The organism is Chryseobacterium sp. AG363, assembly GCF_003610675.1.
GTDB lineage: Bacteria > Bacteroidota > Bacteroidia > Flavobacteriales > Weeksellaceae > Chryseobacterium > Chryseobacterium cucumeris.
This window is the reverse complement of record NZ_RAQF01000003.1, coordinates 647861-665791: the sequence shown is the minus strand read 5'-3', so window position 1 is coordinate 665791 and position 17931 is coordinate 647861. Positions and strand designations below refer to the sequence as shown.

At 36.5% G+C, this 17931-nt stretch carries 32 protein-coding genes; 3 read left to right on the top strand and 29 right to left on the bottom strand.

Going from position 1 to position 17931, the window contains the following annotated elements; all coding sequences use genetic code 11:
- Nucleotides 1-6 precede the first annotated feature (6 nt).
- The 28 genes from DEU39_RS15985 to DEU39_RS15850 form a co-directional block, all read right to left on the bottom strand.
- Nucleotides 7-1002 carry a DNA-directed RNA polymerase subunit alpha gene (locus DEU39_RS15985; protein ID WP_062673617.1) on the bottom strand — a complete coding sequence of 332 codons (996 nt, stop codon included), beginning with the start codon at nucleotides 1000-1002 and terminating at the stop codon, nucleotides 7-9.
- A gap of 33 nt (nucleotides 1003-1035) precedes the next feature.
- Nucleotides 1036-1644 carry a 30S ribosomal protein S4 gene (rpsD, locus tag DEU39_RS15980; protein WP_062673615.1) on the bottom strand — a complete coding sequence of 203 codons (609 nt, stop codon included), beginning with the start codon at nucleotides 1642-1644 and terminating at the stop codon, nucleotides 1036-1038.
- A gap of 19 nt (nucleotides 1645-1663) precedes the next feature.
- Complete coding sequence (rpsK, locus tag DEU39_RS15975) at nucleotides 1664-2053, bottom strand: 30S ribosomal protein S11 (RefSeq protein ID WP_034694697.1); 390 nt, start codon at nucleotides 2051-2053, stop codon at nucleotides 1664-1666.
- A gap of 12 nt (nucleotides 2054-2065) precedes the next feature.
- The gene (rpsM, locus tag DEU39_RS15970) at nucleotides 2066-2443 is read right to left on the bottom strand and encodes a 30S ribosomal protein S13 (RefSeq protein WP_034694696.1); all 378 of its coding nucleotides are present in this window, start codon (nucleotides 2441-2443) and stop codon (nucleotides 2066-2068) included.
- A 7-nt stretch (nucleotides 2444-2450) separates the two neighbouring features.
- Complete coding sequence (rpmJ, locus tag DEU39_RS15965; protein WP_007839480.1) at nucleotides 2451-2567, bottom strand: 50S ribosomal protein L36; 117 nt, start codon at nucleotides 2565-2567, stop codon at nucleotides 2451-2453.
- A gap of 64 nt (nucleotides 2568-2631) precedes the next feature.
- Nucleotides 2632-2847, bottom strand: coding sequence for a translation initiation factor IF-1 (gene infA, locus DEU39_RS15960; protein ID WP_027381317.1), 216 nt, complete (start codon nucleotides 2845-2847; stop codon nucleotides 2632-2634).
- Between the two features lie 3 nt (nucleotides 2848-2850).
- Nucleotides 2851-4230 (bottom strand): preprotein translocase subunit SecY, encoded by a 1380-nt coding sequence (secY, locus tag DEU39_RS15955; RefSeq protein ID WP_062673613.1) that lies wholly within the window; start codon nucleotides 4228-4230, stop codon nucleotides 2851-2853.
- Between the two features lie 9 nt (nucleotides 4231-4239).
- Complete coding sequence (gene rplO, locus DEU39_RS15950) at nucleotides 4240-4689, bottom strand: 50S ribosomal protein L15 (RefSeq protein WP_062673611.1); 450 nt, start codon at nucleotides 4687-4689, stop codon at nucleotides 4240-4242.
- Nucleotides 4690-4710: 21 nt separating this feature from the next.
- The gene (gene rpmD / locus DEU39_RS15945; protein WP_027371710.1) at nucleotides 4711-4887 is read right to left on the bottom strand and encodes a 50S ribosomal protein L30; all 177 of its coding nucleotides are present in this window, start codon (nucleotides 4885-4887) and stop codon (nucleotides 4711-4713) included.
- A gap of 11 nt (nucleotides 4888-4898) precedes the next feature.
- Nucleotides 4899-5420 carry a 30S ribosomal protein S5 gene (rpsE, locus tag DEU39_RS15940; RefSeq protein ID WP_002983245.1) on the bottom strand — a complete coding sequence of 174 codons (522 nt, stop codon included), beginning with the start codon at nucleotides 5418-5420 and terminating at the stop codon, nucleotides 4899-4901.
- A gap of 19 nt (nucleotides 5421-5439) precedes the next feature.
- Nucleotides 5440-5793 (bottom strand): 50S ribosomal protein L18, encoded by a 354-nt coding sequence (rplR, locus tag DEU39_RS15935; RefSeq protein WP_034694689.1) that lies wholly within the window; start codon nucleotides 5791-5793, stop codon nucleotides 5440-5442.
- A 15-nt stretch (nucleotides 5794-5808) separates the two neighbouring features.
- Nucleotides 5809-6354, bottom strand: a complete 546-nt coding sequence (gene rplF, locus DEU39_RS15930) for a 50S ribosomal protein L6 (RefSeq protein ID WP_034694687.1) — start codon at nucleotides 6352-6354, stop codon at nucleotides 5809-5811.
- Nucleotides 6355-6371: 17 nt separating this feature from the next.
- Nucleotides 6372-6770, bottom strand: coding sequence for a 30S ribosomal protein S8 (rpsH, locus tag DEU39_RS15925; protein WP_002983236.1), 399 nt, complete (start codon nucleotides 6768-6770; stop codon nucleotides 6372-6374).
- 146 nt (nucleotides 6771-6916) lie between these two features.
- Nucleotides 6917-7186, bottom strand: coding sequence for a 30S ribosomal protein S14 (gene rpsN, locus DEU39_RS15920; protein WP_002983233.1), 270 nt, complete (start codon nucleotides 7184-7186; stop codon nucleotides 6917-6919).
- 3 nt (nucleotides 7187-7189) lie between these two features.
- A complete protein-coding gene (rplE, locus tag DEU39_RS15915; RefSeq protein ID WP_062673609.1) occupies nucleotides 7190-7741 on the bottom strand; it encodes a 50S ribosomal protein L5 in 552 nt (183 codons plus the stop codon).
- Between the two features lie 13 nt (nucleotides 7742-7754).
- Nucleotides 7755-8081 (bottom strand): 50S ribosomal protein L24, encoded by a 327-nt coding sequence (gene rplX / locus DEU39_RS15910; protein ID WP_029297774.1) that lies wholly within the window; start codon nucleotides 8079-8081, stop codon nucleotides 7755-7757.
- A 21-nt stretch (nucleotides 8082-8102) separates the two neighbouring features.
- Entirely contained in the window at nucleotides 8103-8471 is a 369-nt protein-coding gene (gene rplN / locus DEU39_RS15905; protein WP_002983226.1) for a 50S ribosomal protein L14, read from the bottom strand.
- Nucleotides 8472-8473: 2 nt separating this feature from the next.
- Entirely contained in the window at nucleotides 8474-8728 is a 255-nt protein-coding gene (gene rpsQ, locus DEU39_RS15900; RefSeq protein ID WP_027371715.1) for a 30S ribosomal protein S17, read from the bottom strand.
- Between the two features lie 12 nt (nucleotides 8729-8740).
- Nucleotides 8741-8926: a 50S ribosomal protein L29 gene (gene rpmC / locus DEU39_RS15895; protein ID WP_034694678.1), complete on the bottom strand. Its 186-nt coding sequence runs from the start codon at nucleotides 8924-8926 to the stop codon at nucleotides 8741-8743.
- Nucleotides 8927-8938: 12 nt separating this feature from the next.
- Nucleotides 8939-9364, bottom strand: a complete 426-nt coding sequence (gene rplP / locus DEU39_RS15890) for a 50S ribosomal protein L16 (protein WP_034694677.1) — start codon at nucleotides 9362-9364, stop codon at nucleotides 8939-8941.
- A gap of 98 nt (nucleotides 9365-9462) precedes the next feature.
- Nucleotides 9463-10212, bottom strand: a complete 750-nt coding sequence (rpsC, locus tag DEU39_RS15885; protein ID WP_034694675.1) for a 30S ribosomal protein S3 — start codon at nucleotides 10210-10212, stop codon at nucleotides 9463-9465.
- A gap of 7 nt (nucleotides 10213-10219) precedes the next feature.
- Complete coding sequence (gene rplV / locus DEU39_RS15880; RefSeq protein ID WP_002983214.1) at nucleotides 10220-10618, bottom strand: 50S ribosomal protein L22; 399 nt, start codon at nucleotides 10616-10618, stop codon at nucleotides 10220-10222.
- Between the two features lie 2 nt (nucleotides 10619-10620).
- Nucleotides 10621-10899, bottom strand: a complete 279-nt coding sequence (rpsS, locus tag DEU39_RS15875; RefSeq protein ID WP_002983209.1) for a 30S ribosomal protein S19 — start codon at nucleotides 10897-10899, stop codon at nucleotides 10621-10623.
- 2 nt (nucleotides 10900-10901) lie between these two features.
- Nucleotides 10902-11723 (bottom strand): 50S ribosomal protein L2, encoded by an 822-nt coding sequence (gene rplB, locus DEU39_RS15870; protein ID WP_027381305.1) that lies wholly within the window; start codon nucleotides 11721-11723, stop codon nucleotides 10902-10904.
- Between the two features lie 22 nt (nucleotides 11724-11745).
- The gene (rplW, locus tag DEU39_RS15865; protein WP_002983204.1) at nucleotides 11746-12036 is read right to left on the bottom strand and encodes a 50S ribosomal protein L23; all 291 of its coding nucleotides are present in this window, start codon (nucleotides 12034-12036) and stop codon (nucleotides 11746-11748) included.
- A 3-nt stretch (nucleotides 12037-12039) separates the two neighbouring features.
- Nucleotides 12040-12669: a 50S ribosomal protein L4 gene (gene rplD / locus DEU39_RS15860; protein ID WP_034694672.1), complete on the bottom strand. Its 630-nt coding sequence runs from the start codon at nucleotides 12667-12669 to the stop codon at nucleotides 12040-12042.
- A complete protein-coding gene (rplC, locus tag DEU39_RS15855; RefSeq protein WP_002983195.1) occupies nucleotides 12660-13286 on the bottom strand; it encodes a 50S ribosomal protein L3 in 627 nt (208 codons plus the stop codon). Before rplC ends, rplD begins: the two co-directional genes overlap by 10 nt.
- Before the next feature lie 191 nt (nucleotides 13287-13477).
- The gene (locus DEU39_RS15850; protein WP_120232595.1) at nucleotides 13478-14374 is read right to left on the bottom strand and encodes a LysR family transcriptional regulator; all 897 of its coding nucleotides are present in this window, start codon (nucleotides 14372-14374) and stop codon (nucleotides 13478-13480) included.
- A gap of 131 nt (nucleotides 14375-14505) precedes the next feature.
- On the opposite strand from DEU39_RS15850, the gene DEU39_RS15845 reads away from it, so the two are divergent.
- The gene (locus tag DEU39_RS15845; protein ID WP_120232594.1) at nucleotides 14506-14898 is read left to right on the top strand and encodes a rhodanese-like domain-containing protein; all 393 of its coding nucleotides are present in this window, start codon (nucleotides 14506-14508) and stop codon (nucleotides 14896-14898) included.
- 17 nt (nucleotides 14899-14915) lie between these two features.
- Nucleotides 14916-15359, top strand: a complete 444-nt coding sequence (locus tag DEU39_RS15840) for a GNAT family N-acetyltransferase (protein WP_120232593.1) — start codon at nucleotides 14916-14918, stop codon at nucleotides 15357-15359.
- Between the two features lie 84 nt (nucleotides 15360-15443).
- Here the strand turns inward: DEU39_RS15840 and DEU39_RS15835 are convergent, their stop codons facing one another.
- On the bottom strand, nucleotides 15444-16208 hold the full coding sequence (locus tag DEU39_RS15835) for a DeoR/GlpR family DNA-binding transcription regulator (protein WP_120232592.1): 765 nt from the start codon (nucleotides 16206-16208) through the stop codon (nucleotides 15444-15446).
- Between the two features lie 116 nt (nucleotides 16209-16324).
- On the opposite strand from DEU39_RS15835, the gene DEU39_RS15830 reads away from it, so the two are divergent.
- On the top strand, nucleotides 16325-17923 hold the full coding sequence (locus DEU39_RS15830) for a glycerol-3-phosphate dehydrogenase/oxidase (protein WP_120232591.1): 1599 nt from the start codon (nucleotides 16325-16327) through the stop codon (nucleotides 17921-17923).
- The last annotated feature ends 8 nt before the right edge of the window (nucleotides 17924-17931 follow it).

Genomic DNA, 17931 nt, shown 5'->3' with positions numbered 1-17931 from the left:
TATTAATTATTTATCAGCGTCTAACTTATATTTTGCAACGTCGAAACCGAAGTTAAGACCTTTTGAATGCACTAATTCTTCTAGTTCTGTCAAAGATTTTTTACCAAAATTTCTGAATTTCATCAAATCAGACTTACTGTAAGAAACCAGTTCTCCAAGAGTTTCTACTTCAGCTGCTTTTAGACAGTTAAGGGCTCTTACAGAAAGATCCATATCTGCTAATTTAGACTTAAGAAGTTGTCTTGTGTGAAGAGTTTCTTCATCGTACTGGATAGATGCTTTTACAGCTTCAGTTTCAAGAGTGATTCTCTCATCGGAGAATAACATGAAGTGATAAATTAATATCTTAGAAGCTTCAGTTAAAGCATTCTGAGGGCTGATAGACCCATCAGTTTCTATATCTAATACAAGTTTTTCGTAGTCTGTTTTTTGCTCTACACGATAATTTTCAATGCTGTATTGTACTTTCTTGATCGGCGTGAAAATAGAGTCAATAGCAATAGTTCCAATAGGAGCATTGTTTGACTTATTTTGTTCAGAAGGAACATACCCTCTTCCTTTTTCAATATTGAAAGTAATTTCGAAAGTTACATCACTGTTTAGGTTGCAGATCACTAAATCTGGGTTCAGAACCTCAAATCCGTTGATAGACTTTCCTAAATCACCAGCAGTAATAACCGTTTGACCTGAAACTTTAGCAACAACCTGCTCGTTAGCCTGGCCTTCTGCTGCAGCTTTTAATCTTACCTGCTTAAGGTTAAGAATAATTTCGGTAACGTCTTCGATTACTCCTGGAATAGTTGAAAATTCGTGCTCTACACCTTCTATTTTGATAGATGAAATAGCGTATCCTTCCAGAGAAGAAAGCAACACTCTTCTCAAAGCATTACCGATTGTAAGCCCGAAACCTGGTTCTAAAGGTCTGAATTCAAATTGACCTTTAAATTCATCAGAGTTAAGTAAAATTACTTTATCGGGTTTTATGAATTGTAAAATTGCCATATTATTGGGTTGAGCAAAAATTTGATTAAAAAATTATTTAGAGTAAAGTTCGACGATAAGGTTCTCCTTAATGTCCTCCGGAATCTGGATTCTTTCAGGAGCAGAAATGAAGGTACCTTCTTTCTTCTCATCGTTGAATTGTAACCACTCATAGTTTGACTTAGAAGCCAATGCATTGGTAACAACTTCAAGAGACTTAGACTTTTCTCTTACAGCGATTACATCACCAGCTTTTACCAAGTAAGAAGGGATATTAAGAATCTCTCCGTTCACAGTGATGTGTCTGTGAGAAACTAATTGTCTAGCTCCAGATCTTGTTTTAGCGAAACCTAATCTGAATACTACGTTATCCAATCTTGATTCACAAAGTTGTAATAGAACTTCCCCTGTTACCCCTTTACTTCTGTGTGCTTTGTCAAATAAGTTAGCAAACTGTCTTTCTAAAATACCGTAAGTATATTTAGCTTTTTGTTTTTCAGCTAACTGAACTGCATATTCTGATTTCTTAGCACCTCTTCTTTTGTTAGGACCGTGTTGTCCTGGCGGTTGGTTTTTTCTCTTTTCGAAGTTTTTATCATCTCCGTAGATTGCAGCACCAAACTTTCTAGCAATCTTAGTTTTAGGTCCAATATATCTTGCCATAATGGGTAAATTCTAAAAATTAAACTCTTCTTCTTTTTGGTGGTCTACATCCGTTGTGTGGCATTGGAGTCACATCAACGATTTCGCTAACTTCAATTCCTGAATTGTGAATAGATCTGATAGCAGATTCTCTACCTGCACCTGGACCTTTCACAAACACCTTTACTCTTCTTAAACCAGCTTCGTGAGCTACAGCAGAGCAATTTTCAGCTGCCATCTGAGCAGCAAATGGAGTATTCTTTTTAGAACCTCTGAAACCCATTTTACCGGCAGAAGCCCAAGAGATAACCTCTCCGTTTTTATTTGTTAAAGAAATGATGATGTTATTGAAAGAAGCCTGAATATGTGCTTCTCCAATAGCTTCAACTTTTACTTTTCTCTTCTTAACTACTTTAGTTTGTTTTGCCATAATTCCTAACGATTATTTACTAGCTTTTTTCTTGTTAGCAACAGTTTTTCTCTTTCCTTTTCTGGTTCTAGAGTTGTTTTTCGTTCTCTGGCCTCTTAAAGGTAATCCAAGTCTGTGACGTATTCCTCGTTGGCATCCTATGTCCATCAATCTCTTGATGTTCAATTGCACTTCAGATCTTAATTCTCCTTCAACTTTTACGTTTTCTAAGATATAAGTTCTGATGGCAGCCAATTCATCGTCATTCCATTCGTTGACTTTTTTGTCTTCGCTGATACCGGCAGCTTTAAGGATTTCAGAAGAAGTACTTCTTCCAACACCATAAATGTAAGTTAAACCGATAACTCCTCTTTTGTTTTTTGGTAAATCAATACCTGCAATTCTCGCCATAATTTAATTAACCTTGTCTTTGTTTAAATTTTGGGTTCTTCTTGTTGATTACGAACAGTACACCTTTTCTGCGTACGATTTTGCAATCAGCGCTTCTTTTTTTAATTGATGCTCTTACTTTCATTTTGATAGTATTTATTTTTTAACAAGAGCCAAATGGAGATCTAAAGATTCCATTTGGCGTTTGTTTAATATCTAAATGTGATTCTCCCTTTTGATAAATCATAAGGAGACATTTCTAGTTTTACCTTATCACCAGGTAAAAGTTTAATATAATGCATTCTCATTTTACCAGAAATATGAGCGATAAGAATATGCCCATTTTCTAGTTCTACACGGAACTGAGCGTTCGAAAGTGCTTCCGTTATAACGCCGTCTTGTTCAATATGTTTTTGTTTTGCCATAAATTAATATCCAGTCGTTCTTGATAATTTAGACTGCATTAAGCCATCATAATGATGGTTCAGCAGATATGTATTAATCTGTTGAACTGTATCTAAAATTACACCCACCATAATTAATAGGGACGTTCCCCCAAAAAATAGGGCAAACGCATCTGTCTGAACAAAGGTTCCATGCACAATTGCCGGAAGGATTGCAAAGATAGATAAAAATATTGCACCTGGCAAGGTAATTTTTGATAAAATATCATCTAAATAATCAGCGGTCTCTTTTCCTGGTCTTACTTTTGGTACTAAACCTCCATTTCTCTTCAAATCATCAGCCATCTGGTTTACCGGAATTGTAATCGCAGTATAGAAAAATGAGAAGATAATAATTAATAGCGCAAACAATACGTTGTACTGCCAGCTAAAAACATTCTTGAAACCTGCAAGAAAAGTATTAGACTCATCGAATTTTGTTAATAATCCTGGTACGAACATCAATGCCTGAGCAAAGATAATCGGCATTACACCAGCAGCATTTACTTTCAATGGAATCCATTGTCTTGCTCCCTGCATAAGATTTCTGTTTACACCTCCTCTTGCTTGAGCTCTGCTTACATACTGAATTGGAATTTTTCTAACAGCTACTGATAAGATTACTGCTAAAAGAACAACCAACATCCAGAATAATACTTCAATAAGGATCATGATAGATCCCATTCCTCCTTTTCCGTTCTGCACGGCCATCTCCTGTACGAATGCCTCAGGTAATCTTGAAAGGATCCCCACCATAATAAGGATAGAGATACCATTTCCGATTCCTTTATCGGTAATCTTTTCACCTAGCCACATTGCAAATACTGAACCGGCAACCAAAATAACAATACTTGGTAACCAGAACATAATTGAATTTGGCTCTACATAGTATGCAGACTGGAACTGAGCATATGGTAAGAATAATTGAGTAATAGAAGTTAAGTAAGAAGGTGCCTGTACCAGACAAACTCCAATCGTTAACCATCTTGTAATTTGGTTCAATGTATTTCTACCTGACTCTCCATCTTTCTGAAGCTTCTGAAGATAAGGAATAGCCATCCCCATCAACTGAACAATAATAGAAGCAGAAATATAAGGCATGATTCCTAACGCCATTACGGAAGCGTGGCTGAAAGCTCCCCCCGTAAACGACGAAAGCAAGCCAAGGAGACCTGCTCCTTGCTTGTTACCGCCTTGATTTTTATAATGCTCTAAGAGATCTCCCACCTCTGCAAGGTTAATCGCAGGAAGCGAGATATAAGATGCGAATCTATACACAAGGATAATACCTAAAGTAAAGAGAATTTTATCTCTAAGTTCTTTAAGACTCCAAATATTTTTAAGTGTTTGTATAAATTCTTTCATTAGTAAGTATTATAAGGTAATTGCTTTTCCACCTGCTTTAGCAATAAGCTCTTCAGCAGATTTAGTGAATTTGTCAGCAGAGATTGAAACCGCAGATTTCAATTCTCCTCTACCCATAATTTTCACTAATTCGTTTTTAGAAACTATCCCGTTTGCTACTAAAACTTCTTTCGTGATATCTCCAGTGATGGATTTGTTCTCGATTAAAGTTTGAATAGTATCAAGGTTAATTCCTCTAAACTCTTTTCTGTTTACGTTTTTGAATCCGAATTTAGGTAATCTTCTTTGTAAAGGCATCTGTCCACCTTCGAAACCGATTTTTTGAGAATAACCAGCTCTCGCTTTCTGACCTTTGTGACCTTTTGTTGAAGTACCTCCTTTTCCGCTACCTTGACCTCTACCAATTCTCTTTGAGTTGAAAGTAGATCCTGCAGCAGGTTTTATGTTATTTAAATTCATTTTAATTTCTCTTTTATAAAATTATTTTTGAACTTCAAGTAAGTGTCCTACAGCAGCGATCATTCCTAAGATGGAAGGAGTAGCTTCATGCTCTACAACTTGGTGAAGTTTTTTTAATCCTAATGCTTCAAGCGTTCTCTTTTGGGTTTTTGTTCTACCAATAGCGCTTCTTACTTGCTTTACTTTAATTGTTGCCATTGCTTTAATTATTAACCGTTAAACACTTTACTTAGAGAAATTCCTCTCATTCTAGCGATTTCTTCAGGTCTTCTGATGTCTAATAACGCTTTGAAAGTAGCTTTCACTACGTTGTGAGGGTTAGAAGATCCTTTAGATTTTGAAAGGATATCGTGAATACCAGCAGATTCCAATACCGCTCTTACCGCACCTCCGGCGATCAATCCAGTACCGTGAGAAGCAGGTCTTAAGAAGATATCTGCACCACCGTATCTTGCAGTAGTTTGGTGAGGGATAGTATGGTTCATTACAGGAACTTTCACAAGGTTTTTCTTAGCGTCTTCAACTGCTTTAGCAATTGCAGAAGCAACCTCTTTAGATTTTCCTAAACCGAAACCGATAACACCTTCTTCGTTACCTACTACAACAATAGCAGAAAATCCGAAAGCTCTACCTCCTTTTGTTACTTTTGTTACTCTGTTAACAGCTACGAGACGATCTTTTAATTCTAATCCTCCCGGTTTTACTCTTTCTATATTATCTAGTCCTAACATATTTTCCGAAATTTAATGATTAGAATTTAAGTCCACCTTCTCTTGCACCATCAGCTAGAGCTTTCACTCTACCGTGGTAAACGAATCCGTTTCTGTCAAATACAATACTTTCGATTCCTGCAGCGATAGCTTTAGCAGCGATAGCTTTACCAACAGCAGCAGAAACTTCAGTCTTAGTACCTTTAGCGTCTACACCTTTCTCTCTTGAAGAAGCTGATGCTAAAGTTTTACCATTTTTATCGTCGATTAACTGAGCGTAAATTTCCTTATTACTTTTGTATACAGATAATCTTGGCAATTCAGAAGATCCAGAGATTTTCCCTCTTACTCTTCTTTTGATTCTTATTCTTTTTTCTAATTTACTTAATGCCATAATACTTATAATTTATTAAGCAGATTTACCAGCTTTACGTCTAACAATTTCTCCTACGAATCTTACACCTTTTCCTTTGTATGGCTCAGGCTTTCTGAAAGAACGGATCTTTGCAGCTACCATTCCTAGAAGTTGGTTGTCGTGAGACGTTAAAGTAATAATTGGGTTTTTACCTTTTTCAGTCAATGTATCAACTTTTACTTCACCTGGAAGTTCTAATACGATACCGTGAGAGAATCCTAAAGCTAACTCAAGTTTTTGACCTGCGTGTGAAGCTCTATATCCTACCCCTACTAGTTCAAGTTTCTTTTCGAAACCTGCACTTACACCAACAATCATGTTGTTGATTAACGCTCTGTATAGACCGTGAAGTGCTTTGTGTTGTTTAGAATCAGATGGTCTGTTTACGTTAAGTTCACCATCTTTCTGTTCTATAGTAATTCCTGCCGTAAGCTCCTGAGAAAGTTCTCCTTTAGCTCCTTTTACAGTTACTACACCATTATTTTCAGTGATTGTAACTCCAGCTGGAATTGTTATAATTGCTTTACCAATTCTTGACATTTTCCTCTGATTAAAAATTAATAAACATAGCAGATTACTTCACCGCCTACTTTCTCTTCTCTAGCTTTCTTGTCAGTCATTACTCCTTTAGAAGTAGAGATGATAGAAATACCCAAACCGTTTAGTACTCTTGGAAGCTCAGCTGAACCTTTGTACTGTCTCAAACCTGGTCTAGAAGCTCTTTGGATAGACTTGATAGCCGGTTTGTTAGTTTGCTTATCATACTTTAAAGCGATTTTGATCACTCCTTGAACAGCGTTATCTTCAAACTTGTAGTTTAAGATATACCCTTGATCAAATAAGATCTTAGTAATCTCCTTTTTGATTTTCGATGCAGGAATTTCCACCACTTTGTGGCCTGCGCTTTGTGCGTTCCTTACTCTAGTTAGGAAATCTGAAATTGGATCTGTTACCATTTTTCTTTTATAATTATTGGTTAAAGAACAATCAGTTTTGCAAAGACTTGAAGAGTAAAATATCAGACGTCAGAAATCTTCAGTCTGATATTTTTATCTTTAGTATCTGAACAACTTAATTGTTCCGATTTTTTATCTAGTGATTATTACCAGCTAGCTTTTCTTACTCCTGGGATAAGACCGTTGTTAGCCATTTCTCTGAAAGTTACTCTGGAAATACCAAACGTTCTCATGTATCCTCTTGGTCTACCTGTTAGTTTACATCTGTTGTGTAATCTTACAGGAGAAGCATTTTTAGGCAATTTTTGAAGTCCTTCGTAATCACCAGCTTCTTTAAGAGCTTGTCTTTTAGCAGCGTATTTAGCAACTAGTGCTTCTCTTTTGCGCTCACGCGCTTTCATTGATTCTTTAGCCATTTCTTAGTTCTTTTTAAATGGTAAACCGAAGTGAGTTAATAATGCTTTAGCTTCTTTATCTGTTTTCGCAGTAGTAACGAAAGTGATGTCCATCCCTTGGATTTTTTTCACTTTGTCAATTACGATTTCAGGGAAGATAATCTGCTCAGTAATACCTAAGTTGTAGTTACCTCTACCATCGAAACCATCAGCTTTGATTCCAGAGAAATCTCTGATACGAGGCAAAGCAGAAGCAGTAAGTCTGTCTAAGAATTCATACATTCTGTCAGCTCTCAATGTTACTTTAGCACCTACCGGCATTCCTTTTCTCAATTTGAAAGCAGCTTCGTCTTTTTTAGAGATTGTACCAACAGCCTTTTGACCAGTGATATTTGTAAGCTCTTCTACAGCATAATCAATGATTTTCTTGTCTGCAGTAGCATCACCTAAACCTTGTGATACAACGATTTTCTCTAATTTAGGTACTTGCATTACTGACTTATACCCGAATTCTTCCATCATTGCAGGAACAATTGTCTCTTTATATGCTTTTTTGGGTCTTGCTATATATTCCATGTGTTATTTAAAATTATAAAGTTTCACCCGTTTTTTTGTTGATTCTTACTTTCTTATCTCCTTCGATTTTGTAACCTACTTTGATAGCTTTTCCGTCTTTACCAACTAAAGCTACGTTTGAGATATGAATAGAAGCTTCCTTCTCAGTAATTCCTCCTTGAGGATTAGAAGCTGAAGGCTTAACGTGTTTTTTAACGATGTTAAGTCCTGCAACGATTACTCTTGGGTCTCTACCTTCTTTCTTGATCACTTCAATAACTTCACCAGTCTTACCCTTGATATCTTTCTTACCAGTAGTAATGATTACGTTATCTCCTCTTTTTATTTTTAACTTTGACATTTCTTTTAAAAATTTTTAAAATTAAAGTACTTCAGGAGCTAATGAAATGATTTTCATATATTCTTTGTCTCTCAACTCACGAGCAACTGGTCCGAAAACACGCGTTCCTCTCATTTCTCCCGCTGCATTTAGTAATACACAAGCATTGTCGTCGAATTTGATGTATGAACCATCTTTTCTTCTTACTGCTTTTTTAGTTCTTACTACTACAGCTTTAGATACCTGACCTTTTTTAGCATTTCCGGATGGTGTAGAATCCTTGATCGTAACAACGATTTTATCACCAACTGAAGCATATCTTCTTCTGGTTCCTCCCAGAACTCTGATCACTAGTACTTCTTTAGCACCTGTGTTATCAGCAACTTTTAATCTTGATTCTGTTTGTAACATTATTACTTAGCTTTTTCAATGATTCTTACTAATCTCCATCTCTTGCTCTTGCTCAAAGGTCTAGTTTCTTGGATCAAAACTGTATCACCTTCTGTGCATTCGTTGTTCTCGTCGTGTGCAGTATATTTTTTCGTTTTCAAAACGAATTTACCGTACATCGGGTGCTTTACTCTTGTAGTTTCACTAACAACAATAGTTTTTTCCATTTTATTGCTGGAAACCACTCCGATTCTTTCTTTTCTTAAATTTCTATCCATTGTAAAATGAAATTATTGTTTGTTAGTTAACTCAGTGTTTAGTCTTGCGATTGTTTTTCTCAAATCTCTGATTTGAATCGGGTTTTCAATTGGGCTGATTGCATGAGCCAATTTCAATTTAGAATATTGAGCTTTTGCTTCAGTTAATTGAGCTTGAATATCACCCGCGCTTAAATTTTTAATATCAGCATTTTTCATTGTATTCAAAGATTATAGAGGTTTAACAAAATCGTTAGCAACGATGAATTTAGTAACTACTGGTAATTTTTGTGCAGCAAGTCTAAGAGCTTCTTTCGCAATTTCGTAAGGAACTCCTCCAACTTCGAACATAATTTTACCTGGTTTTACTACAGCTACCCAATATTCAACAGCACCCTTACCTTTACCCATACGTACTTCCGCTGGTTTCTTAGTAATTGGCTTATCTGGGAAGATTTTGATCCATAGTTGACCTTCTCTCTTCATATATCTTGTCGCAGCGATACGAGCCGCTTCAATCTGTCTTGCAGTGATCCAAGCTCCTTCCGTTGCTTTGATCCCAAAAGTTCCGTAAGCAAGTTGACTACCTCTCTGGGCATTCCCCTTCATCTTCATCTTGTGAACTCTACGGAATTTGGTTCTTTTTGGTTGTAACATAATTTCTAAATTTTAGATTTTAGATTTTAGATTTTAGATTTTTTTTAATTTTAAAAAAGTAACGGTAATTTAAAATTCAAAATTTCTAATCTAAAATTTTAATTATTATTGTTATTGTTGTTGTTTTTTCTAGGTCTTCTGTTGTCTCTGTCTCCTCCTCTGTTTCCTCTGTCTGACTGACCTCCTTTTTTCTGTTGTCCCACTAGTGGAGAAAGTTCTCTTTTACCGTAAACTTCACCTTTCATGATCCAAACTTTAACCCCTAGTCTACCGTAAGTAGTGTGAGCTTCTGCCCAGTGGTAATCGATATCAGCTCTGAAAGTTGACAATGGAATTCTTCCTTCTTTGAAAGATTCTGATCTTGCCATTTCAGCTCCGTTTAATCTACCAGAGATTTGAACTTTGATACCTTCAGCACCCATTCTCATAGTACTTGCCATTGCCATTTTAACAGCTCTTCTGTAAGAAATTCTGTTTTCAATTTGCTTAGAAATACTATCAGCAACTAGTACAGCATCTAATTCAGGTCTTTTGATTTCGAAAATGTTGATTTGAATATCCTTACCAGTCAATTTCTTCAACTCTTCTTTCAATTTATCAACTTCCTGACCTCCTTTACCGATAATAAGTCCCGGTCTAGCAGTAGTAATAGTTACTGTAACTAATTTTAAAGTTCTTTCAATATAAATTTTTGAAATACCACCTTTAGATAATCTAGCTTCAAGGTATCTTCTGATTTTGTAGTCTTCAGCGATTCTGTCTCCATAATCGTTTCCACCAAACCAGTTAGAATCCCATCCTCTGATGATACCTAATCTGTTACCAATTGGATTTGTCTTCTGTCCCATACCTTGATTAATTTTCTTTGTTACCTAAGATTAATGTAACGTGGTTAGATCTTTTTCTGATTCTATACCCTCTACCTTGTGGAGCTGGTCTTAGTCTCTTCAATTGTCTTGCACTATCCACAAATATTTCTTTAACGATAAGGTTTGCTTCCTCGATGTCAGCACCTTCGTTTTTCACTTGCCAGTTAGCCATAGCAGAAAGAAGTAATTTCTCTAACTTGTTAGAAGCATCCTTCTTAGAATATTTTAGGATATAAAGTGCTTTGTCTACCTGCTCTCCTCTAATGATATCAGCAACTAATCTCATTTTTCTTGGAGAAGACGGGCAATTATTTAATGAAGCTTTTACAACGTCTTTGTTAGCTTCTTTTCTTGCGATTGAACTATCTTGTTTTCTTGATCCCATGATTATCTGCTTCCTTTGTTTTTGTTACCACCATGACCTCTGAAAGATCTTGTTGGAGAAAATTCGCCTAACTTGTGACCAACCATGTTTTCTGTAACGTAAACAGGGATAAAAGATTTCCCGTTGTGTACAGCAATAGTTTGTCCTACGAAGTCCGGAGAGATCATAGATGCTCTAGACCAAGTTTTGATAACTGTCTTCTTACCAGACTCTATATTTGCCTGAACCTTCTTATCTAAAGTATGATGAATGAACGGTCCTTTTTTAAGTGATCTTGCCATAATTATTTTCTTTTAGATACGATGTAACGGTTAGACACTTTGTTTTTCTTTCTAGTTTTGTAACCTTTAGCCGGTTTACCGTTTCTAGATCTTGGGTGACCTCCTGAAGAACGTCCTTCACCACCACCCATTGGGTGATCTACTGGGTTCATTACAACCGCTCTTGTTCTTGGTCTTCTACCTAACCATCTGCTTCTACCAGCCTTACCTGATACAGTTAATTGGTGATCTGAGTTGGAAACAGAACCAATCATTGCCATACATTCAGTAAGGATCATTCTTGATTCTCCTGAAGGTAACTTGATGATTGCATATTTACCATCTCTGGAAGTTAATTGAGCTGAAGAACCAGCACTTCTTGCTAAAATTGCACCTTGTCCAGGCTTCATTTCAACACAAGAGATTACAGTACCCAATGGAATATTTTTCAATTTCATTGCGTTACCTACGTTTGGTTCAACGCTTTCTCCTGATACTACTTTCTGATCAACTTTGATACCGTTTGGAGCGATGATATATCTCTTCTCTCCGTCTGCGTACTCTAATAAAGCGATAAATGCAGTTCTGTTTGGATCGTATTCTACAGATTTTACAGTTGCTTCAACGTTTGCTTTGTTTCTTTTGAAGTCAATAATTCTGTATTTCTTTTTGTGTCCACCTCCGGTGTAACGCATGGTCATTTTACCTGTTTGGTTACGTCCACCTGACTTTTTAATACCAACTGTTAGAGATTTCTCTGGTTTGTTGGTAGTAATTTCCTCAAAATTGTTTACAATTCTGAATCTCTGTCCCGGGGTGATAGGTTTTAATTTTCTAACAGACATTACTATTATTTATAATTAATAATTAATTTACAGCAAAAATATCGATAACCTCACCTTCAGCAAGTTTGATTACCGCTTTTTTCAATTTATTTGTCTTTCCTACTTGAAGACCTTTTTTAGTGTATTTTGAAGAAACCTTCGGAGCATAAATCATTGTGTTAACGTCTGCTACTTTTACACCGTAAGCTGCTTCAACAGCTTTTTTGATCTCGATTTTATTCGCCTTAGGATTCACTAAGAAAGAATAAGAACCTCTTAAATCTGTAAGGTAATTAGCCTTTTCTGAAATAACTGGTTTAATAATAACTGACATGATTTATTTCTTTAAATTTTCCTGGAATTTTTCAACTGCACCTTCGAAGAAAATGATCTCACCAGCGTTTACTAAATCGTAAGAACTGATCTCGTTGAAGTTCATTACTTTAGTTTTAGGTAAGTTTCTTGAAGATAAATACACATTCTTATTAGCTTCAGGAAGAACGAATAAAGATTTTTTACCGTTAAGTTCCAATGCATTTAATACATTGATGAAATCTTTAGTCTTAGGAGCGTCAAAGCTCACATCTTCTAAAACTTTAATGCTGTTGTCTCTCATTTTCTGAGATAAAACAGATTTCTTAGCTAACCTCTTAAGAGCTTTGTTCAATTTGAATCTGTAGTCTCTTGGTTTTGGTCCGAATACTCTACCTCCACCTCTGAATACTGGAGATTTGATATCACCGTATCTAGCAGATCCTGATCCTTTTTGCTTCTTAAGCTTTTTAGTAGAAGCAGTAATTTCGCTTCTTTCTTTTGCTTTATGAGTACCTTGTCTTTGAGCAGCAAGATACTGCTTAACTTCTAAGTAAACCGCGTGCTGATTTGGCTCAATTCCGAATACTGTTTCGTCTAGAGTTACTTTTCTTCCGGTCTCTTTTCCTGATGTATTTAATACTACTAGTTCCATTTTCTGATAATTACATAAGAATTTTTAGCTCCCGGAACAGCACCTTTTACTACTAAAAGATTTTGTTCTTGATCAACTTTTAACACTTGAAGGTTTTGAACAGTTACCTGCTTACCTCCCATTCTTCCAGCCATTCTCATCCCTTTGAATACTCTTGAAGGGTCTGAACCAGCACCGATAGAACCTGGAGCTCTAAGTCTGTTGTGCTGACCATGAGTTGCCTGCATTACACCTCCAAATCCGTGTCTCTTAACAACACCCTGGAAGCCTTTACCTTTTGAAGTTCCTGTTACGTCAACATATTCACCTTCAGCGAATAGATCAACTTTTACTTCTTCTCCTACTTTTACTTCATCAACGAATTCTCTGTAGAATTCTACTAATTTAGCTTTAGGAGCAGAACCAGCCTTTTTAAAATGACCAGCTAACGCTTTACCAACGTTCTTCTCACTCTTGTCATCGAAACCTAACTGAACAGCTTTATAACCGTCTTTTTCTAAGGTTCTGACCTGTAAAACCGAGCATGGACCAGCTTGAATAACTGTACAAGGAATGTTTTTTCCTTCTTCGTTAAACAAAGACGTCATACCGATTTTTTTACCAATAATACCTGACATTGTTTATATTATAATAAAATTTATCCTTTATTTATCACCATTTTTCGGAAGTCTGAAGTAATTTCTACTTTTGATATAGGCATACTACGCCCCTAAAATGAGTGTGCAAATTTATGAATAATTTTGTAACTGACAAATATTTAGACTAAAATATTTTGATTTTTAATCATTTAGCAGTTTCAGAAAAAAAACTATCCAAAATTTTGAAAATATTCTTTGAAGTTTAAAAGAAAGTCGTTAATATATTTTTTTCCGGCATCCGATTTTCTTACCACCAGATAATGTTTTCTTTTCAAACCCTTACTTCCGATTTTTTTAAATTTCAGCTCATCAGACAGCCTGAATGAATGCAATGCCCATTTCGGCATACAGGTAATGCCCATATTGGCCTGCACCATTTCCAAAGTAACTTCTGTTAACGGAACTGCTGAAATCTTCACAGGCATCATTCCGCTGGGATTAAGGAACCGATCGTAAACAGAAACGGTTTCTAAAGGAAAAGAATGAATGATTAAATGAGCATCCCGAAAATCCTCAGCACTAAGATATTCAGTATCATTTAAAAGGTTTTCCTGATGAATTACTGCAAAAACTTCATCCTCAAAAATCTCAATGCAGATCAATTCATTATTACCGGCAGGTTTTGAAGTGACCACTGCAATATCAATTTCATTGGATATGATTTTTTCCACAGGCTTATGAGTCGCTTCCAATACCAGATCCACTTCAATCTCCGGATATAATACTTTCATTTTCTGAATAAATAACGGCAGTCCCTGATAGAATGAGTAACATTCTGTACTGATTTTTATGGTACCCGCTGCTCCTGCTCTTATCTGTTGAATCTCATTCAGACCATTCCCGATACTATCTATTACCGTACATGCAGTTTTGTAGAGCACACTTCCCTCTTCAGTAAGCTCCCATTTGTTCCTTGCCCTGTAAAACACTTTAAACCCAAGCTGGATTTCCAGATCTTTAAGCTGATGGCTTAAGGCTGACTGTGTCAAAAAAAGTTTTTCAGAAGAACCTGCAATACTCCCTTCCTCCGCAATTGTTTTAATAAGTTTTAAAAACTTGATTTCCATAGCGCAAAGTTAATCATATAACAAAAAACACTATCTGAAAATATTTCATTTAACACTGCAGAACATTCAATTTCAATCTTAGGAAAAGAATAAACCCGATCATAGCTTTGCACTACAAACAATTTAACATTATGCAAGAACAAATTGAATTCTACCAGAAAAAATTAATGTATGAAATGGATCCTTTAGATTTATATGATGGATTTCAGAACAGCACAGATTACATTGCAGTAGATACCAGAAGACCAAATGGCTATAGCAAAGAACACATCCCATCTGCAATTAATCTGCCCCATCGGGAAATGACAGAAGAAAGCACCCGGCACCTTGATAAGTCAAAAATATATGTCTGCTACTGCGACGGGATAGGCTGTAATGCTTCCACAAAAGGAGCTTTAAAAATGACCCAATTAGGATTTAAGGTGATGGAATTAATAGGAGGAATGGAATGGTGGAAATTTGATGGCTATGCCACAGAAGGAACAGATCCTACCAATGGTTCCGCTTTTGCATGCGACTGCTAATTCAGCAACATAAAGATATGAAAATAAGATTCGCCGAAGAAAAAGACATAAGTTCCATTATTGAATTGTGTAAAGCCCATGCGTACTATGAAAGAAACTTTTTTAAGGAAGAAAACAAAAAGGAACAGCTCGCTAAACACCTCCTTGATCCGGATTCCCATATAAAATGTCTGGTTGCAGAATCTGATACTGAAATAACAGGATATGCAACATTTTTCAAACAGTTCTCCACCTGGGATGTAGGTTACTATATGTATATTGACTGCTTATTCCTAAAAGAGAATGCAAGGGGAAACGGAACAGGAAAACAAATAATGGAATTAATAAAAATCCACTCAAAAGAAGAAGGCTGCTCGATGATTCAATGGCAAACCCCGGATTTTAATACAAGAGCCATTAAGTTCTACACTGTACTTGGAGCGGAAAGAAAAAACAAAAAGAGATTTTTCTGGAAAGTATAAGTCAAATGATTTCTATTTTAAAATAGAGACCGCCTGAAGTCAGACGGTCTCTATTTTTAACTATTTAATTAAGCTGAATACAGCCTATTTTACAATAACCGTAACCCCTCTCTCTTCCAACGCAGACCGGTCTTCTTCACCGATACCATTATCTGTGATCAGATAATCCACTTCGTCCAATGAGGCAATTTTACCAAACCCCTTCTTATTCAGTTTGGACGAATCTGCCAAAACGACTGTCTTATCCGCACACTCAATCATTACCTGATTAAGATGTGCCTCCGCCGCATTGGAGGTACTGATTCCAAATTCAAGATCAATACCGTCTACCCCCAGAAAAAGTTTATTACAGGAAAACTGTTTGAGAATTCCTTCCGAAATGGATCCTACGATTGAAGTTGAACTTTTCCTCACCTCCCCTCCCAGTTGGATCACATTAATATTAGGATTGTTACAAAGCTCAATAGCCACCCTTAGTGAGGACGTTAAAACAGTAAGCGAATTGAAATTCACAAGCATTCTGGCAAGATAATGCATGGTTGTCCCGGATGCCAATATAATACAGTCGTTTTCGTGAATCAATGATAATGCAGCTTTGGCAATAACCTGCTTCGCTTCCACATTGATATTTTCTTTTTCACCCACATTTTTTTCATAAGCATATCTTACCTGCTTACTTGCTCCTCCATGATTTCTGAAAAGAAGCCCCAGGCTTTCGAGATAATTCAGATCCTTTCGGATCGTAACTGAAGAAACATTGAGCTTTTCACACAGATCCTGAACAAGTACATGCCCTTTCTCATCCAGCTCTTTAAGTATTTCATCCTGCCTTGGTAATACCTTTTCCATTTTATTCGTTTCATCAAAATTACCGATTTTTTCCGATATTTTAAAATTTCATTTATTTTCTTTTTGCTTTCATTTTTAATTTATATATTTGAAAACGAAACATAAACGAAACATTTATGAAACGAAACGAAGAACTCAGTAAGTTAACCAATGTAAAAGAATGGGACTTTATTGTCATAGGAGGAGGAGCCAGTGGTTTAGGTTCAGCATTAGATGCGGTAAGCAGGGGATTCAAAACTTTATTGCTTGAATCTCATGACTTCGCAAAAGCAACATCCAGCAGAAGTACCAAATTGGTACACGGCGGAGTTAGATATCTCGCTCAGGGAGATGTCGGATTGGTAAAAGAAGCATTAAAAGAAAGAGGACTCTTAGCAAAGAACGCAGCACATATTGTAAAAAATCAGTCTTTCATTATTCCGAACTACACATGGTGGGGAGGAATCTACTATAAGATAGGTTTATCTGTTTATGATTTCCTTGCGGGAAAACTAAGTTTGGGTAAAACGAAATACATCAGCAAAGCGAAAACCGTTGAAAAGCTTCCTACTATTGAACAAAATCACTTAATGAGTGGTGTTGTTTACCAGGATGGACAGTTTGACGACGCCAGACTTGCCATTAATCTTACCCAGACGATTATTGAAAAAGGAGGAAGTGCTGTTAACTATGTGAAAGTAATCAACCTTTTGAAAGATGCTTCTGATAAAGTAGTAGGCGTAGTTGCTGAAGACCAGTTTTCTAAACAGCAATATCAGATCCATGGTAAAGTAGTCATCAATGCCACTGGTGTATTTACGAATGACATTCTTAATATGAACAACCCTAAGCATGGTAAATTGGTGGTACCAAGCCAGGGAATTCACCTGGTACTGGATAAATCTTTCCTGAAAAGCGATGATGCCATCATGATTCCAAAAACATCAGACGGCAGGGTTTTATTTGTTGTGCCGTGGCACGACAGAGCCTTGGTGGGAACCACCGATACTCTTTTAAAGGATGAAAGCTTTGAGCCTCGTGCACTGGAAGAAGAAATCAGCTTTGTTTTAAATACAGCAAGACAATATCTGGCTAAAAAACCAACCCGTGAAGATGTGAAATCAGTTTTCGCAGGTCTTCGTCCGCTTGCCGCTCCTAAAGATGGAAGCAAAAGCACCAAAGAAGTTTCCCGTAGCCATAAAGTTATTACTTCAGAAACCGGATTAGTTTCTATTATCGGAGGAAAATGGACTACTTACCGTAAAATGGCAGAAGATACTGTAAACGAAGCCATGAAAGTTCACAGATTGGGAAATAGCCCATCAAAAACAGAGCATATGTCCATCCACGGAAATGTAAAACCAGAACAGGTAGACAGAACCAATCATCTGTATGTGTACGGATCTGATATTCCGGCTATCAAAAAATTACAGGAAAGTAATCCGCGCTATGCTCAAAAAATCCATCCTGATCATCCCTTTACTGTAGCAGAAGTGGTATGGGCCGTAAGAGCTGAAATGGCAGAAACCATTGAAGATATCCTGGCAAGAAGAGTACGTCTGCTTTTCCTGGATGCCAGAGCAGCGATAGACAGCGCTCATAACGTAGCAAGAATCATTGCTGAAGAAAAAGGATATTCTGAAGAATGGGCGCAGCAGCAGGAAAATGAATTCATTGAACTGGCAAGAGGATATTTACTGACTCCTTATTCACCTAAAGTTATCAACCTAAATTAGCATTATAT

Bases quoted from the DNA above. Each gene is read 5' to 3' on its own strand.
- rplF (WP_034694687.1), bottom strand. From the start codon at position 6,354: ATGTCAAGAATTGGTAAAGCAATTATAACAATTCCAGCTGGAGTTACA.
- rpsD (WP_062673615.1), bottom strand. From the start codon at position 1,644: ATGGCAAGATATATTGGACCTAAAACTAAGATTGCTAGAAAGTTTGGT.
- rpsE (WP_002983245.1), bottom strand. From the start codon at position 5,420: ATGTTAGGACTAGATAATATAGAAAGAGTAAAACCGGGAGGATTAGAA.
- rplW (WP_002983204.1), bottom strand. From the start codon at position 12,036: ATGTCAGTTATTATTAAACCAGTTATTTCAGAAAAGGCTAATTACCTT.
- DEU39_RS15985 (WP_062673617.1), bottom strand. From the start codon at position 1,002: ATGGCAATTTTACAATTCATAAAACCCGATAAAGTAATTTTACTTAAC.
- DEU39_RS15835 (WP_120232592.1), bottom strand. From the start codon at position 16,208: ATGGAAAAGGTATTACCAAGGCAGGATGAAATACTTAAAGAGCTGGAT.
- rpsC (WP_034694675.1), bottom strand. From the start codon at position 10,212: ATGGGACAGAAGACAAATCCAATTGGTAACAGATTAGGTATCATCAGA.
- rpmJ (WP_007839480.1), bottom strand. From the start codon at position 2,567: ATGAAAGTAAGAGCATCAATTAAAAAAAGAAGCGCTGATTGCAAAATC.
- rplD (WP_034694672.1), bottom strand. From the start codon at position 12,669: ATGGAACTAGTAGTATTAAATACATCAGGAAAAGAGACCGGAAGAAAA.
- DEU39_RS15830 (WP_120232591.1), top strand. From the start codon at position 16,325: ATGAAACGAAACGAAGAACTCAGTAAGTTAACCAATGTAAAAGAATGG.
- rplV (WP_002983214.1), bottom strand. From the start codon at position 10,618: ATGGGATCAAGAAAACAAGATAGTTCAATCGCAAGAAAAGAAGCTAAC.
- rplC (WP_002983195.1), bottom strand. From the start codon at position 13,286: ATGTCAGGTATTATTGGTAAAAAAATCGGTATGACGTCTTTGTTTAAC.
- DEU39_RS15850 (WP_120232595.1), bottom strand. From the start codon at position 14,374: ATGGAAATCAAGTTTTTAAAACTTATTAAAACAATTGCGGAGGAAGGG.
- rplR (WP_034694689.1), bottom strand. From the start codon at position 5,793: ATGGCATTAAGTAAATTAGAAAAAAGAATAAGAATCAAAAGAAGAGTA.
- infA (WP_027381317.1), bottom strand. From the start codon at position 2,847: ATGGCAAAACAAAAACATATTGAACAAGACGGCGTTATAACGGAAGCA.
- rplP (WP_034694677.1), bottom strand. From the start codon at position 9,364: ATGTTACAACCAAAAAGAACCAAATTCCGTAGAGTTCACAAGATGAAG.
- rpsQ (WP_027371715.1), bottom strand. From the start codon at position 8,728: ATGGATAGAAATTTAAGAAAAGAAAGAATCGGAGTGGTTTCCAGCAAT.
- rpsH (WP_002983236.1), bottom strand. From the start codon at position 6,770: ATGGTAACAGATCCAATTTCAGATTTCCTAACTAGAGTAAGGAACGCA.
- rplN (WP_002983226.1), bottom strand. From the start codon at position 8,471: ATGTTACAAACAGAATCAAGATTAAAAGTTGCTGATAACACAGGTGCT.
- rpsS (WP_002983209.1), bottom strand. From the start codon at position 10,899: ATGGCAAGATCACTTAAAAAAGGACCGTTCATTCATCATACTTTAGAT.
- rplE (WP_062673609.1), bottom strand. From the start codon at position 7,741: ATGGAATATATAGCAAGACCCAAAAAAGCATATAAAGAGACAATTGTT.
- rpsK (WP_034694697.1), bottom strand. From the start codon at position 2,053: ATGGCAAAACAAACTAAAGTAGTTAAGAAGAGAAAAGTAAAAGTTGAA.
- rplX (WP_029297774.1), bottom strand. From the start codon at position 8,081: ATGTCAAAGTTAAAAATAAAAAGAGGAGATAACGTAATCATTACTACT.
- rplO (WP_062673611.1), bottom strand. From the start codon at position 4,689: ATGAATTTAAATAACATAAAACCTGCTGCAGGATCTACTTTCAACTCA.
- DEU39_RS15845 (WP_120232594.1), top strand. From the start codon at position 14,506: ATGCAAGAACAAATTGAATTCTACCAGAAAAAATTAATGTATGAAATG.
- rpmD (WP_027371710.1), bottom strand. From the start codon at position 4,887: ATGGCAACAATTAAAGTAAAGCAAGTAAGAAGCGCTATTGGTAGAACA.
- rpmC (WP_034694678.1), bottom strand. From the start codon at position 8,926: ATGAAAAATGCTGATATTAAAAATTTAAGCGCGGGTGATATTCAAGCT.
- rpsN (WP_002983233.1), bottom strand. From the start codon at position 7,186: ATGGCTAAAGAATCAATGAAAGCGCGTGAGCGCAAAAGAGAAGCACTA.
- rpsM (WP_034694696.1), bottom strand. From the start codon at position 2,443: ATGGCGAGAATTGCAGGTATTGATTTACCAAAAAACAAAAGAGGAGTT.
- rplB (WP_027381305.1), bottom strand. From the start codon at position 11,723: ATGTCTGTTAGAAAATTAAAACCTATCACCCCGGGACAGAGATTCAGA.
- secY (WP_062673613.1), bottom strand. From the start codon at position 4,230: ATGAAAGAATTTATACAAACACTTAAAAATATTTGGAGTCTTAAAGAA.
- DEU39_RS15840 (WP_120232593.1), top strand. From the start codon at position 14,916: ATGAAAATAAGATTCGCCGAAGAAAAAGACATAAGTTCCATTATTGAA.